Origin of the sequence: Kitasatospora sp. NPDC087271 (assembly GCF_044744605.1) — a bacterium.
GTDB lineage: Bacteria > Actinomycetota > Actinomycetes > Streptomycetales > Streptomycetaceae > Kitasatospora.
This window is the reverse complement of sequence record NZ_JBIUYQ010000040.1, coordinates 1-13,739: the sequence shown is the minus strand read 5'-3', so window position 1 is coordinate 13,739 and position 13,739 is coordinate 1. Positions and strand designations below refer to the sequence as shown.

Annotated in this window: 11 protein-coding genes; 4 read left to right on the top strand and 7 right to left on the bottom strand. The window is 72.9% G+C overall.

Translation table 11 applies throughout. The features are described from left to right. The first annotated feature begins 350 nt into the window (after positions 1–350). Complete coding sequence (locus ACIO9K_RS36155; protein WP_400336090.1) at positions 351–1,298, top strand: amidohydrolase family protein; 948 nt, start codon at positions 351–353, stop codon at positions 1,296–1,298. A 305-nt stretch (positions 1,299–1,603) separates the two neighbouring features. On the opposite strand, the gene ACIO9K_RS36150 is transcribed toward ACIO9K_RS36155, so the two are convergent. The 4 genes from ACIO9K_RS36150 to ACIO9K_RS36135 form a co-directional block, all read right to left on the bottom strand. After that, a complete protein-coding gene (locus ACIO9K_RS36150) occupies positions 1,604–2,305 on the bottom strand; it encodes a hypothetical protein (RefSeq protein WP_363623807.1) in 702 nt (233 codons plus the stop codon). 463 nt (positions 2,306–2,768) lie between these two features. Beyond that, positions 2,769–3,545, bottom strand: coding sequence for a LuxR C-terminal-related transcriptional regulator (locus ACIO9K_RS36145; RefSeq protein ID WP_400336088.1), 777 nt, complete (start codon positions 3,543–3,545; stop codon positions 2,769–2,771). A 28-nt stretch (positions 3,546–3,573) separates the two neighbouring features. Continuing rightward, positions 3,574–5,340, bottom strand: a complete 1,767-nt coding sequence (locus tag ACIO9K_RS36140) for an amidohydrolase (protein WP_400336087.1) — start codon at positions 5,338–5,340, stop codon at positions 3,574–3,576. Between the two features lie 178 nt (positions 5,341–5,518). Beyond that, positions 5,519–6,730, bottom strand: coding sequence for a hypothetical protein (locus ACIO9K_RS36135; protein ID WP_400336086.1), 1,212 nt, complete (start codon positions 6,728–6,730; stop codon positions 5,519–5,521). A 313-nt stretch (positions 6,731–7,043) separates the two neighbouring features. Here ACIO9K_RS36135 and ACIO9K_RS36130 point away from each other — a divergent pair, with 313 nt between their 5' ends. Together ACIO9K_RS36130 and ACIO9K_RS36125 are read left to right on the top strand one after the other, a co-directional pair. Beyond that, positions 7,044–7,559, top strand: a complete 516-nt coding sequence (locus ACIO9K_RS36130) for an AAA family ATPase (protein WP_400336085.1) — start codon at positions 7,044–7,046, stop codon at positions 7,557–7,559. 243 nt (positions 7,560–7,802) lie between these two features. After that, positions 7,803–8,540, top strand: a complete 738-nt coding sequence (locus ACIO9K_RS36125; RefSeq protein WP_400336083.1) for a hypothetical protein — start codon at positions 7,803–7,805, stop codon at positions 8,538–8,540. A 146-nt stretch (positions 8,541–8,686) separates the two neighbouring features. Here the strand turns inward: ACIO9K_RS36125 and ACIO9K_RS36120 are convergent, their stop codons facing one another. Beyond that, positions 8,687–9,232 carry a hypothetical protein gene (locus tag ACIO9K_RS36120; RefSeq protein ID WP_400336082.1) on the bottom strand — a complete coding sequence of 182 codons (546 nt, stop codon included), beginning with the start codon at positions 9,230–9,232 and terminating at the stop codon, positions 8,687–8,689. Positions 9,233–9,538: 306 nt separating this feature from the next. Then, entirely contained in the window at positions 9,539–10,147 is a 609-nt protein-coding gene (locus ACIO9K_RS36115; RefSeq protein WP_400336080.1) for a TetR/AcrR family transcriptional regulator, read from the bottom strand. Positions 10,148–10,233: 86 nt separating this feature from the next. Here ACIO9K_RS36115 and ACIO9K_RS36110 point away from each other — a divergent pair, with 86 nt between their 5' ends. Then, on the top strand, positions 10,234–11,895 hold the full coding sequence (locus ACIO9K_RS36110) for an FAD-dependent monooxygenase (RefSeq protein WP_400336079.1): 1,662 nt from the start codon (positions 10,234–10,236) through the stop codon (positions 11,893–11,895). Between the two features lie 50 nt (positions 11,896–11,945). Here ACIO9K_RS36110 and ACIO9K_RS36105 read toward each other — a convergent pair whose 3' ends face one another. Further along, positions 11,946–13,385: a M14 family zinc carboxypeptidase gene (locus tag ACIO9K_RS36105; protein ID WP_400336078.1), complete on the bottom strand. Its 1,440-nt coding sequence runs from the start codon at positions 13,383–13,385 to the stop codon at positions 11,946–11,948. Between the last annotated feature and the right edge of the window lie 354 nt (positions 13,386–13,739).

Here is a 13,739-nt window from a genome sequence, read left to right as displayed (position 1 = left end):
CCGTGGGCGAGCTCGTCGCCGCACTGCGGGGGGGGCGGTGGTCAGCGGCAGGGGGGATCGCTTGGGAACGGTCCGGGGGCCGGGAGAGGAGAGCCCGGCACGGGCGAGGTGCAGGAGGCCAGTTCCCGAAGCAGCTCGGCGCGCAGTTCGAGGTCCGGGCCGGGGTCGGCGGCGAGTGCGCGGGTGGAGTCGATGGATTCCATGCATCCGGGCTCTCTCTCGCGCGGTATCCGGCATACGCCCGCGGACTCGTTGCGACCGATCCGGGCCGATCCGGATACTCGGTGCGCAAGCCGGCGCGGGCCGGCGCGGGCCTGCGCGGCCGCCGTCGTCGAGGAAACGAGGAACCCATGCGACTGATCGCCGTCGAAGAGCACTTCCTGCCGTCCGAGCACGGAAAGGAGGTGATGGCCGGGTATGGCCTGCCACCCGCTGCGGCGGGCCCGTTGGCGGATCTCGGCGCGGGTCGGATAGCGGTCATGGATGCGGCCGGCATCGATGTCCAGGTGCTGTCGGTGGTCGCTCCGGCCGCTCAGGAAGTACCTCGTCCGCGTGCGGTTGACCTGGCGCGAGCGCTGAACGACCGGGCGGCAGAGGCGATCCGACAGTACCCGGGGCGATTCCGCGCGCTGGCGAGTCTGCCCATGCCCGTCCCTGAAGCCGCCGCAGTCGAAGCCTTCCGTGCCGTGCGCGATCTGGGGTTCTGCGGAGTCATCATCAACGGCCATACCGGTGGCCGATTCCTCGACAGCGCCGAGTTCGAACCGGTCCTCGCGGCGGCGGAGGAGCTCGGGGTCCCCGTATACCTGCACCCGACATATCCGCCGGCTGCTGTCATCAAGGCATACGGAGCAGGTCTCGACCCGGCTGTCGCTGCGTTGTTGGTGACAGCAGGGTGGGGCTGGCACGCCGAGACCGGGATGCACGTCCTGCGCATGGTGCTGGGCGGTGTGTTCGACCGGCACCCGCGTCTGCAGGTCATTGTCGGGCACATGGGGGAGAACCTGCCGTTCTCCCTGCTGCGTGCCGATGAGGTCCTCAGCCGTCTGCGGCCGGGGCACGAGTCCGTCGCCGACACGGTGCGCTCCCACGTCCACCTCACGATCAGCGGGTACACCACCGTCGCTCCCCTGCAATGTGCACTGACGGTGTTCGGAGCCGACCGGCTGATGTTCTCCACGGACTATCCCTTCGGAGACCCCGTCCAACACGCCACGTTCCTGCAAACCGCTCCGCTCAGCCCCGAGGACCGCGACAAGATCGCGCACACCAACGCTGAACGCCTGTTCAACATCTGAGACTTGATGTCGCCCTTCCAGGTGGCAGTGGCTGACGCGGCGCCAGCACGGGTTCTCCACCCATCCCCTTCGACCAAACACGAGGGCGCCTCATGCAAGTGACCCACCACCGAAACACCAGGGGCGGCACGCCACTCGTGAGCAGACCGCGCAGACCGCAAAACAGCAGGCGGGCACGGCGCCGGGCACCAGAACGGCGTCCTGCCCGGGCGGTTCCCCGCAGGCCCGACGCCGCGCGCGCTCCGCTCAATGGAGAGTGCCTCCGATCCCCGGTACACCCGCTTCCTCCACACCGAGTCAACCGATCAGCTCGAACCGACGCCGAAGGTCCGCAGTTCGTAGTAGTCGCCGCTGTACGTGCCGTCGGGTCCCTTCTGGAGCATGAAGGCCACCGGGCCGGAGCGGTGGAGCGGGCTGTCGATGGGGGCCCGGCCGGCGGCGAAGGCGGTGTCCACTCGGGGCTTCATGGCGTCCAGCCAGGTCTTGGTGGACTCCGGTTCCGCTCCTGGGTGATCCAGGCCGGCGCAATCATGGAGGAAATCGGCTTGCTTCGCGGCGGTGGCCGTCACGTGGCAGGACCAGGTCGTCAAGTCGCCGTCGATGGTCCACGCCGCGGCGATCCACATCGCGGTGTTCCCGTCCTGCTTGACGCCCGAGGCGTGCCAGACCGTCGGCCGGCCGGGGAAGTCGACCTTCTCCCGGGCCTTCATGGCGATGCCCCAGGTGGTGGCCAGGTGGTTCAGATACGACTCGCCGGTGTACCCGGGCTCGATCACCTGGCTCCTGACCGTCGGAGCCTCGGCGGCGGCCACCGGCTCGGTGGGCCAGTCCGCCGGACTCCCCACGCTCGGGGCGGCGCTGGAGGGTGCTGCCGTGCCAGCCGGGGGCGGTAGGTCCGGGCCTTCGCCTGGGCCGAGCCGAGTGGCGGCTTCGACTCCGGGCCGGTGCGGCTCCTTGCCGTGCGAGGACGAACAACTGGCCAGGACGGCGAGGGTCGCTGCGGTCACGGCAAGGCGCGTCAGGGGGTGAGCGGCACTCAAGAACGGCTCTTTCGGGCTGAGGTGTCGCGCGGTCGACCGGGACGGCCCTGCTCGCCGACGCGAACGACGCCCTGGTCCCGCTCTGGGGGTCGTGCCTGATCCTGGCCGCCGCGATCGCCCTGCTGGCGGGCGCGACCGCGCTCTTCCTCAGCCGACGGCGGCGTCTGGAGGGCCGGCCGCAGGCCGAGCGGCTCTGGAAGCAGGCCTGGTACTGCGCCCGGTGCGACACCGCTCACTTCCCGCCCACCGCCGGGCAGGGCACCCAGGCACTCGTCCTCGCGGACTTCCGCAAGGCGGTCTGGACGGCCGGCGGCTACGGCGACCTCGCCGAGCAGTACCGGCCGTAGGCACACGTCCGCCCGGCCTGGCCCGGCTGGGGCGGGCGTGCGTCTGCGGGGCGGGTGAGGCGGTTCGTGCTGGTGGGGCCGTGTCAGCGGGAGGGGCCGATGCCCCAGGCGGCGGCCCGGGCGGCCGCGGCCGCGCGGTTGGGCAGGTCGAGCTTGGCGAGGATGTGCTCGATGTGGGTTCCCACCGTGCGGGGCGTGATGTGCAGGCGCTCGGCGATCTGCCGGTTGGTGCGGCCGGCGGTCAGTTCGGCCAGCACCTGGAGTTCGCGTGGCGAGAGCCCGCCGGGCCGGGGCGCGTTCGCGGCCGGGCCGGGCGCGGCGAGCGCCTCGGGTGGCGGGCCCGCGTGGGCGGTGACGGCCGCCGCGAGGGCCTCGGTGAGGAGGGTGACCACGGCGCGCGCCGGATCGGGCGCGCGCCGCGGCCCGCGGGTGCTGACGTTCAGCATGCCGACGTACCGGCCGTCGGCGGCGAAGAGGCACTGGGCCACGCCGTCCTCGATACCGAGGGGGCACAGCACCTCCCGGAAGCCCGGGGATGCCGCCAGGAGCCGCCCGGGAACGTCCCCGAGCCACAGGGCGCCCCGGGCCGGCCTGCGGAGCACCGGGAACACCGGGTCGCGGTGCAGGCGGGTCTCGATGTAGGCCGTGGCGTCGTCCGGGTAGCTCCCGGCCAGGGTGGTGTGGCGCCGGCGCAGCGGATCCCACCTGGTCAGGGAGGCGTGGTCGTACTCCACCACCTCCGACAGCGCCGCCAGGACCGCGTCGACGCCGCCCGCACCGCTCGTGGCGCTCCTGGCGGCCTCGCGCACGCGCAGGGCCGCCTCCAGGATGTCCGCACCGCCGCGCCGTGTTGCCATCATCCAAGGATGATCATGTGCCCGGGTTGCGTCAATCGCGCAGGGTGTCGTGCACGATCTGCCCGTCCACGACGGTCAGGACGACGGGCATCGCCGGGATGTCGTGGGCATCGGCGGCGAGCAGGTCCCCGTCCAGCACGCAGAGGTCGGCGACCTTGCCCACCTCCAGGGAGCCCTTCCAGTCGTCGGCGAAGTCCTGCCAGGCCGCGTCGATGGTGTAGGTGCGGATCGCCTCGGCCAGACCGATGCGCTGCTCGGGACCGCTGACCCGGCCGTCGGCCTTCGACTCGCGCAGCACCATGGTCGCCACGCCCTGGCGCCAGTCCGGGAACGTGACCGGGGCGTCCGACCCGCTCGCGACCCGCACCCCGGCGTCGATGGCGTCCCGGTAGGGCCAGGCGTAGGCGGCCCGCTCGGCGCCGACGAAGTCCTCCTCCATGTCGGCGACGGTCCACTTGATGGTGGGGTTCATGTTGACGCCGAAGCCGTGCGCGGCCAGCACCTTCATGCCGTACGCGGTGAGGAAGTCGCCGTGGATGACGTAGTGGCGGGCGTCTGGCCGCGGGTGCTCGGCCATGGCCGCGGCGAAGGCGTCCGCGACGGTGTCGATGGCCCGGTCGCCGGTGACGTGGACGCCCACCTGGTGCCCGGCGGCGTGGGCGTGGCGGATGATGGCGGCGATCTCGGCGCTGCGCTCGGTGTCGCTCCGGCCGCCGACGCACAGCGAGCCGCAGCCGCCGCCGACGTACGGCTCGTGCATCCAGGCCGTCTTGTTGGGCACGACACCGTCGGCGAAGACCTTGACGCCGTGGATCGCGAGGCGGCGCGGATCGGCGCCGCCGGGGGCGGCGGGTTCGAAGGGTTCGCCGGACCCGCCGGACCCGCCGGGTTCGCCGGGTTCGCCGAGGGCCGTGAGCACGGCGAGGCCGCGGGTGAACTCCTCGGTGGTACTGGCCATTCCGGTGGGCAGGAGCAGGACGCCGACGCGGGCGGTCAGTTCACCGTCGGCCAGCAGCCGGCGGTAGACGTCGAGGGTCTCCGTGCCGAGCGCGCCCCGCATGATGCCGTCGCCGCCGGGGCCGAGCCCGGGCTCGGTGTAGCTGGTCACGCCGAGCCGGGCGAGCGTGGCGAGGGCCGACCTGACCGCGTCGGTCCGTTCCTGTCGGCTGAGCGCCGGCAGCGCGTTCTGGACGAGGTCCTGGGCGCCCTCGTGGAGCAGCCCGGTGGGCTCCCCCGCCTCGTCCACGACGATGGCCCCGCCGGGCGGCGCGACGGTGTGCCGGTCGATCCCGATCAGCTCCAGCGCCTTGGAGTTGACCCAGGTGGCGTGCCCGGAGAAGGAGTACAGGACGACCGGGTGGTCCGGGCTCACGGCGTCGAGATCGAGCCGCGAGGGCAGCCGCGACGGATCGGCGACGCACTCGTCGAGGTAGCCGGTGTCCCAGCCGTGCCCCGTGATCCACTGCCCGTCCGGGACCCGGCCGACGGCCTCCCGCACCGCCTCGGCCACGTCCGCGAGGGAGGGCACGGCGGGGTGGCCGAGGTGGAGGGAGAGCGGCGGCGACGCCATGCCGAAGGCGCATCCGTGCAGATGCGAGTCGTTGATGCCGGGAAGCAGCGTCGCCCCCCGCAGATCGACGACCCGGGTGCCCGGTCCGATGAGCGGTGCGACGTCGTCGCGCCCGCCGACGGCACTGATGAGCCCGCCGGTCACCGCCAGGGCCGAGGCGACGGAGAACTCCGCGTCGACCGTGACCACTTTCCCGTCGAGAAACACCAGGTCCGCATACGTGTGCACAGAAAGGCCCCTTTCGAAGACCGGGCGCACCACGGCCGCCCGGAAACGCTCTCCCGAGGACTATGTCCGGGCACCCGTCCCTCGCACATCGGTCATCCCACCGATACACGCTCCTCCGGTGGCGGGGTGACGCCCCACGGCGGTCGGGTCAGGTCAGGACGGCACCGGGCCGTGCAAGCTACATGGTCCAGCGGATGGTCAACGGCTTGCCGTAGCCCGCGAGGCCTCGAAGGAGCAGCTCACCCAGGACGATTCCGCTGTCGGTGACGAAGAACGGCATGGAGTACGGGAAGTCCTTCGACCACGCGGGAAGCGCGATGACGGACCCGTCGGGGTTCCAGCGCTGCGCGTAGAGCTGGGCGCGGGCCGGCCACGGGTCACTGGTGTACCCGACGATGACGCCCTGGTCGTTGATGCCGGTGGCGACGCTCGTGAGCGTGGTCGGCGCGAGCGGCAGAGGCGTGCCGTCGACGGCCCAGCGCGCTGCCTGTCCTCCCAGGCCGCCCACCACCGTGCCCGCGTTGTTCACGGCCTTCGCCTGGCTGCCCGCACCCAGGTCGGAGACGGCGCCGGCGGCGTTCCAGACGAGGGCGTGGTCCGCGCCCGGCTCACCGCCCGGTCGGCCGGCCCCGATCACGACGCCGGAGTCGGTGATGCGGGCCGCGCTGCTGGTCACGTAGCCCGCCGGCACGTCGAGCGCGGTGACGGTCCCATCGGGGCTCCACGCCACCGCCCGCCGGGAGACGATGCCGCCGGCCGGGTACGAGTAGCCGACCGCCGTACCCGAGCTGTTGACGGCGACGGCCTCGCTCTCGGTGTCGCCCGGCAGCGGCGGCAGGACGACGGGGGCACCGCTCGGCGGCCACGCAACGGCGTGCTTCGCGGCCGCCGCGCCCCAGGAGGAACCCACCGCGGTGCCGTTGTCACCGATCGCGGCAGGGGCCGCCGTCGTGTCGCCGGGCAGCGGAAGCAGTTCGGTCGGTGTGGACGGGGAAGTCCATCGCACCGCGTGCTGCCGGCCCCCGACCTGCGCGGCGGAAGTCCCCACCACGGTACGGGCGTTGTTGATCCCGACCGGACTACCACCGGCGTCCCCCGGCAGCAGCGCGAGTGGTTCGGTCGACCAGTCCGCCCTCCAGAGCAACATGTACGTCCTGATGTTCTCGTTACGGGTGAGGTCCCCCACGATGACGAAGGAGACGCTGTCCCCGTTGCCGTTGGCGGCCTTGAGCTCACTGGAGTAGGTACCGGGCTCGATGGGCGGCGACCCGACCGAGATACCCCCGGGGTAAGGGTTGGCGGCCGCCGCCGGTGCCGAACCCACGGCCAGGGCCGCGGCCGTGGCGGCGACGACGGCCGCCGCGACTGTGCGAGAGGTGCGCTTGCTCATGGGATGTGCAGCTCCTGTCTCTCGTTGACGTCACGGAGGCACCGCCGAGCCGATGGCACGCCGCTTCCCCGCCCCCGTGCCGCGCACCAGTCTCCGCCAGCCCGGCCGGGACGCGCAGCCCGATCGGTGATTTGCCCCCGACCGGTTCGTCACCGGATCAACGCGAACTCGCCGACAGAACACGGATGTTGCGGCACCGGAGGGCGGCTTGCGGCCGGATCCTGAGGGACGAGGGGCAGGTGTCCCGCTATGGTCGGCTGGGCACTCGGGATCCGGGGTACCGGTCATCGACGGAAGCGGGGCTGGAATCGTCATGGTCAGGTCTGTGGTGCGGTTGATCACCGGGGCACCGGGGGCGGGCAAGTCGACACTTCTGGGTCGGCTGCGGGAACGGCCGGTCACGGTGGTCGACTTCGACGAACTGCCCGACGACGACGGTCGGTTGCTCGGTATCGACATCACCTCCCCGGACGCGTCCGGCATCTGGCCCGACTACAACCGCCTGTGGGTGCGGATCGCGGGCATGCTCGCGCGGGGAGGCGGGCCCGTCCTGGTGTCCTGCCCCATCACCCCGGCCGAGTGGGAGGCCGCCGCGGCCGATGTGCCGGACGCCCCGGAGGTCGTCTGGGCGCGGCTGGACTGCGCGGACCACGACCGCCGCGTCCGTTTGGCCGCCCGCGGCTGGAGCGCGGAGCAGGTCGAGGAAGCCGTCCAGGACGCCGACGAACTGCGCGAACTCGTCCCCATGGCCTTCACCAGCTCCGACCGTGCCCCGGCGGAGGTCGCCGAGGACGTCCTGCGGTGGATCACCGACTCCCCCAACGCCTGACCCGGCGACGATCGGAGCCGATTCCCTTCCCCCGGCCGGGTCGACCACGGCGACCGCTGCCGGCGGCTGCACGACCGGCGGCGGTGACCCCCGGCCGTCGGCCGTCGGTTGTTGGGTCTTGGGTGTTGGGTGTTGGGTGTTGGGTGTTGGGTGTTGGGTTGACGAGATCGTTCGTGCCCGGGAGCATGTGTCGCCGCGTGCGTGCGCGGGTGTGTGCAGACCGGATTCGTGGGGTGTGGGGTCATGAGGTTCGTGGTGTCCGAGCGGTGCGCTGGAAGGATCGGGCCGGCCGTCGGCGCGGTGCTGGTGTTGGCGGCCTGCGCGGTAGGCGGGGGCGATGGAGCGTCGGCCGGTTGGTCGGGGGCAGGCAAGCAGGCGTACGGCCCAGCCCCCACCGAGGCGGTCGACTCCCTCAACTCCGTCGGCTCCGTCGGCTCCGTCGGCTCCGTCAGGGCCGTCAGGGCCGTCAGGGCCGCGTTCGGCAGGGCTGCCGGGACCATGGACCTCGCCGGGCCCGGCGCTGCGTCCGGCCCGGTGGCCGAGGTCCGGCAGGCCGGTGCGCCCGCGACCACCCTCTCGATCACGGAGGGCGAGGTCGGCGAGGTGGGTCCGCACGGGACGATCACCTACCCGTCGGTGACCAGCTGCCTGGTCGTCACCGTCTACCTGCGGGACGGCGGCAAGGTCGGCGGCCACGCCAGCCTGTTCCAGGTCCCGGGGAAGTACTACTCGGACGAGGTCCTGCCGGCCATCAAGCGTGCCGTCGGTGGCCGACGGGTGGCGGCCGTCGACGTCAGCGGGGCCGTCGGAGCCTGGAACCCCTCCTACTTTCAGAAGGCCATCGAGCGGTACACCGACGGGTCGGTCCCCGAGCCGACGGGCGACGCGAAGGGGATCGGTGACGTGGTGGCCAAGATCCTGGGCCGACAGGGCAAGGAGGTCACCGTCCGGGACGTGCCGGACGGCGACATCACCAGGTGAGCACCGCGTCGACGGCCCGGCCCCGTACACGGGGGGAATGACCACGGCCCGCGCGCCATAGCCTCCGAGGAGAACGAGCCGACGGGGCACCGACCACCGGGGCGCGGGCCCGGCCTTCGGCGGGACGGGACACCCGCCGGCCCCACTCAGAGCGCCAGTTCGACGAGGCCTGCGAGCAAGCCGACGACGATGCCCAGGACCGCCACGGCCGTAAGCCCGATGAGGAGGCCGACCACCAGGGTCATGGCCTCCGGGGCCTCACCACGCCGGACTCCGACCAGCAGCCAGCCGGCCGGCACCGCGCCCAGTACGAGAATCATGCCCGCGCCGATGCCGTACTTCACGGCGGGCGCCGACGACGGCTCGTAGGCCACGCCCCGCACCAACCGCACCGGGAGCCGGGTGCCGGCCCGGTGCTTGCCGGTCGTGCCGTTCACCACGATCGGGCGGGCCTCGCCCGCGGAGGCGCCGGCCGGCGTGAACCGCCCCTGGCAGTCGGTGCCGTCGCTGTTGCCCTCGCTGTCGGACACCTCGTAACAGCGGTCCACCAGCACCACGCCGTCCGGCGGGCCCAGCCCCATGGCCGCGCCCATCCGCTCCGCGCTCAGCCACCAGGCCAGCCACACCGCCCCGGTCAGGAGCGCCGCCGCCAGCATCCCCGCCGCCACACGCACCGCCGCACGCGCTGCCACACCCCACACGCCGCCTCCCCGCGCACGCACCACGACCGCCGCCCACCGTTGTTGCTGCTGCGCCCACCGCCCCCGCCACGAAGCCGTACGAGCCGCACGAGCCGCGCCCGCGGTGCGGGGCCTGCCCGACCGCCGGGGCCCGTACGGCCAACTGAGGATGTCAGCAAGGCAGTTGGCGCGCAATGCCCCACCCCGGCCCGGCGGCACCCGATGCCGGTGAACGACGCGGTGCCGGACGGGCGCGCCCGTACGCACGTGGAGGCGGTGTCGGTGCGGCGGAGGCAGCGGCCCAGTCCGCTCTTCTCCTCAGCTCGGCGCGGGCGCCGCACCGTCGAGGACGAGGTCGATGATCCGCCGGCTTGCCCGTTCCGGGTCCAGCTGGTCGGTGCTGCCCGATGCCATGCGGGCGAGGAGGGGGGACACGAGGAGTTCGGAGACCAGGTCGAGGTCGATGTCGGGGCGGATCTCTCCTCGTTCCATGCCGCGTCGCAGGACATGGTTCATGGCATTCCGGCGGGGAGTGACGATCTCCTCGAAGTAACGGCTGTGCAGCCGCGGGAAGGTTGCCGCCTCGGCGTTGAGAGCGCGCAGCATGCTGCTGGCCCGTTCGTCGACGACGCGCTCGGCCAGGGCCTGGAGAAGGACCGCGAGGTCGGCGCGGGTGTCGGCGCCGGTCGGCAAGGGCCGCGGTTCGTTGATCGTCTCCAGCACGTCGAGGTAGAGCTCGTCCTTGGTCTTCCAGCGCCGGTAGACGCTGTTGCGTGAGACCCCGGCCTGCTTGGCGATGGTCACCAGCGACAGGCCGGTGAGGGTGGCGCCCGAGGCGACCATGCCGAGGACCGCATCGATGATGGCCGTGTCGGTGGCGGGGTCACGCTGCCGGCCCCCGCGGCGGCCGGGGAGTTCCGTGGTCACGCCGGTAACGATACAGGCCTGTTGCGTTAGGGGGCCGCCAGCAGGCAATAATGGAACAGAGCTGTTCTGTTTCCTTTGGAGGGTCCATGCCTGTGCCAGGTCCCATCGCTCCCGCCACCAGGGCCGACAGCAAGACCGCTTCGTCCGCTGCCGCCCCGCCGCCACCGCCCGCACGCGTCCCCGTCCTGATCGTGGGCGGCAGCATCGTCGGGGCTTCGGCCGCCCTGTTCCTCGCGGCCCGGGGCATCACCCCCGTCCTGGTCGAGAAGCACTCCGCGGTCTCGACCAGGCTGCGCGCCAAGCTGTTCTATCCGCGAACGATGGAGGCCTACCGCTCGGTCGGGGCCGACCAGGACGTCTACGCCGTCCAGCACCGACTTCCACCGGCCGACCACGCCGCGGTGGTCGCCTCGCTCAACGGCCCGGAGCTGCGGCGCTGGCGGCTACCGGCCGCAGCGGACTTCAGCCGCCTCTCGCCCTGCCCCAGCGCCTTCGTCAAACAGGCCGACCTGGAGGAGGTCGTCCGCGCCCACGCCCTTGCGGCCGGCGCCGACCTGCGCCTCGGCCACCGCCTTCTCGAACTGCGCCGCCACCACGACCACGCCGTGGCCCGGATCCGCGGCGCCGACGGCGCCACCTACACCGTGGCCGCCGACTACCTGCTGGCCGCGGACGGCAACGGCAGCGCCGTCCGCGAGCACCTGGGCATCGGCCGCAGCGGCACCGAGGTGGTCGCGCACGTCATGGAGATCGGCTTCGAAGCCGACCTGCGCCAGGTGCTCGACGGCCGCCGGCTCGCCCTCGCCTTCACCGGCCCGCCCGAGCACGCGTTCCTGAGTTGGAACACGGCGCAGGACCGCGGGACGGTGTCGGTGACCTACGACCCCGACACCACGGATCCAGCCGCGTTCGACGTCCAGCGCTGCCGCGGCATCGTCTCGCGCGCGCTCGGCCTGGCGCCATCGCACTTCACGCTCACCGGACACCGGCCCTGGCAGATGGGCGGCTGGCTGGCCGACTCCTACCGCGCCGGCCGCGTCTTCCTGCTCGGCGACGCGGCCCACGTCACCCCGCCGACCGGCGGATTCGGGGCCAACACCGGCATCCAGGACGCCTGGAACCTCACCACCAAACTCGTCTCGGTCCTGCGCGGCCACGCCGACCCGCGGCTGCTGGACGACTACGAAACCGAGCGCCGCGCAGTGGGCCGGATCACCGTGGACCAGGCACTCCTGCGCGCCCGCGACCGCGCCCGGGTCCCGATCGAGGACCGCCCGCTGCTCAGCGAGGCGGCAGTGGCCATCGGCTACCGCTACCCCGTCCCCGGCGACGACCCGGCCGCCGCCCTCCCGGCGGCCGACGAGCCGGAACGCTGGCACGGCGAGCCCGGCACCCGGCTGCCGCACCTGCCGCTCCCCGACACGGACCGGCCCCGCTCCACGCTCGACCTGGTCCGCGCCGGCCGCTACCTGGTTCTCGCCGGACCCGAAGGACACCCCTGGATCCGGGCCGCACGCGAGCTGGACCCGCACAACGCCTTCCTCGACACGGCACTCCTGCCCCGCCGGATCGCCCCGGCAACGGAACGGCCCGCCGACACCTGCGGCATCGGCGACCACGGCGCCCTGCTGGTCCGTCCCGACCACGTGATCGCCTGGCGCACCGCCCACGCCGCCCCGGACCCCCTCACAGTCCTCGCCGCCGCCACGCGACGGGCGTTGGGAGCCGACCGCCCCTCAGCACGCTGAGGCGGCTTCGACCGGCGGCCGCAACCACGGTGCCGAGGCAGCGGAGTGCTCTACCGGTCGCGCCGAGCGCCGGGCGTCGTCGGGCGGCTGAGCGCCACGGCGGCTTGGACGGTGTTCGCCTGGTGCTCGGCCTGGCGGGCGACGGGCAGCCAGGTCGGCTGGAAGCGCCGCTGGTACTGGGCGCACCAGTCCTGGAGGAGGTGGTCGAGTCGGGCGGTGGCCGGTGTGGTGGGTGCCTTGGCCGCCTCGGCGGCGCGGCGGAGCAGCGCGGCCGCGCGGACCGGGATCCGGTGGGCCCACAGTTCGATGCCGGCGAGTTTCGCCTCCGTCATGGGCGTCGGGTGGAGGAGGCGCTGTCCGGCGGCCTGCGGGTCCCATGCGTGGGCCAGCTGTCGCGCTGCCGTCAGCGGCGTGCGCGCGGCCCGGAGCAGGGCGGTGTCGTCCAGGTGGGGCAGAGCTTCGTCCATCAGGTCGGTGAGCAGGCGCCCTCGTTCTCGGACCTGGTCGGCGCAGGCGGTCAGGCGCGTGTGGGGGTCGTCGGCCGGGCGGGTGTCCCCGAGGTGGGCGCCGGCCCAGGCCGGCGTCTCGACGATGACCGTCTCGCCGCCGTAGCGCTGGGGGGCGAACCAGGTGGTGGCGCGGACGCCTCCTGTCTCCTGCTGGGACTGGGCGGGGCGAGGTTGGCCGGTGTGAGGTTGGTCGGGGCGAGGTTGGTCGGGGCGAGGTTGGCCGGGGCGAGGTTGGCCGGGGCGAGGTGGCGCCAGCATTCCGGTGCTGCTTTCCTGCTGGTCGATGTGGTGCGGCGCCATCATGAAGACGCCCGGGCCCGCTTCGCGCAGCCAGAAGGCGTCGTAGGGGCCGGTCTCGACCGGGATCCCCAGTCCGGCGGCGGAGTTCGCGAACGGCTCGGCGAGGCCGGCCGGATCGCAGGTCGACTGGAGGAAGGTCCCGCCGACGTCGGCGCTGTGGAGGGAGAACTGGAGGGACGGCCGGAGGTCGTCGATCAGGTCGAGGAGGATCCGGCTCTCGGGAAGTTTCCCGCCGATCGCCGGCGCCCACTCGGGCTGTTCCTCGGCGGCGGGGCGGAAGTAGTGCTCGAAGTACTCGGGCAGGCTTCGGGTGCTGGCGCCGGCCTCTGCGAGGCGTGCCCCGTCGGGGTCGAGGCAGAGCAGGAAGTTCCAGGTCACCGCCTGGTGCAGAGACGGCTGCGCGAGGACGCGGTGGGCCAGTTCCACGATGCCGGCGCGGCCGGAGAACTCGTCGGCGTGCGCACCCGTCACGATCAGCACGTCGGCGGTGGCGGTGGCGTGGCCGATCGTCAGGAGCACCAGCGGCCGGCCGGCGCGGGAGGTTCCGACGGTGCGCGCGCGGCAGAGTTCCGGGTGTCTGGCGGCCAGCAGGTGTGCTGTGTCGGCGAGTTCTTCCAGCGTGGGGTACCGGTCGTGAAGCAGGACCGCCCTGCCGGCGCTGGTCGACGTATCGGTCAACATCGGTGCCCTCCCTTGTACGCTCGTCCCGGCCTCGCGCCAACGGCGGCCGGCTCGCACTGATCACTACCCGTCCGGCATCAAGGCCGCCCAGCACGGCTGGCTCTGACCGGCCCGAAGTACGCCGTGTCAACCCGCGGCGCCCCGACCGATTGTCACAGTCCGGTCCTCGCGATGTCCTGGTGATTGTGACGCCGCGCATGCCACCGAAAGCCACTGACCGACCGTCATGGTGGATGTCCAGCAAGCCAGCACGCACCGTCATCGGGGAGCCACCATGTCCGTCCGCCGCCGTCACCCGCTGCTCGTCACCGCCGTCCTCGCCGTCGGCGCCGGACTCGTCCTGACCGCCTGCGG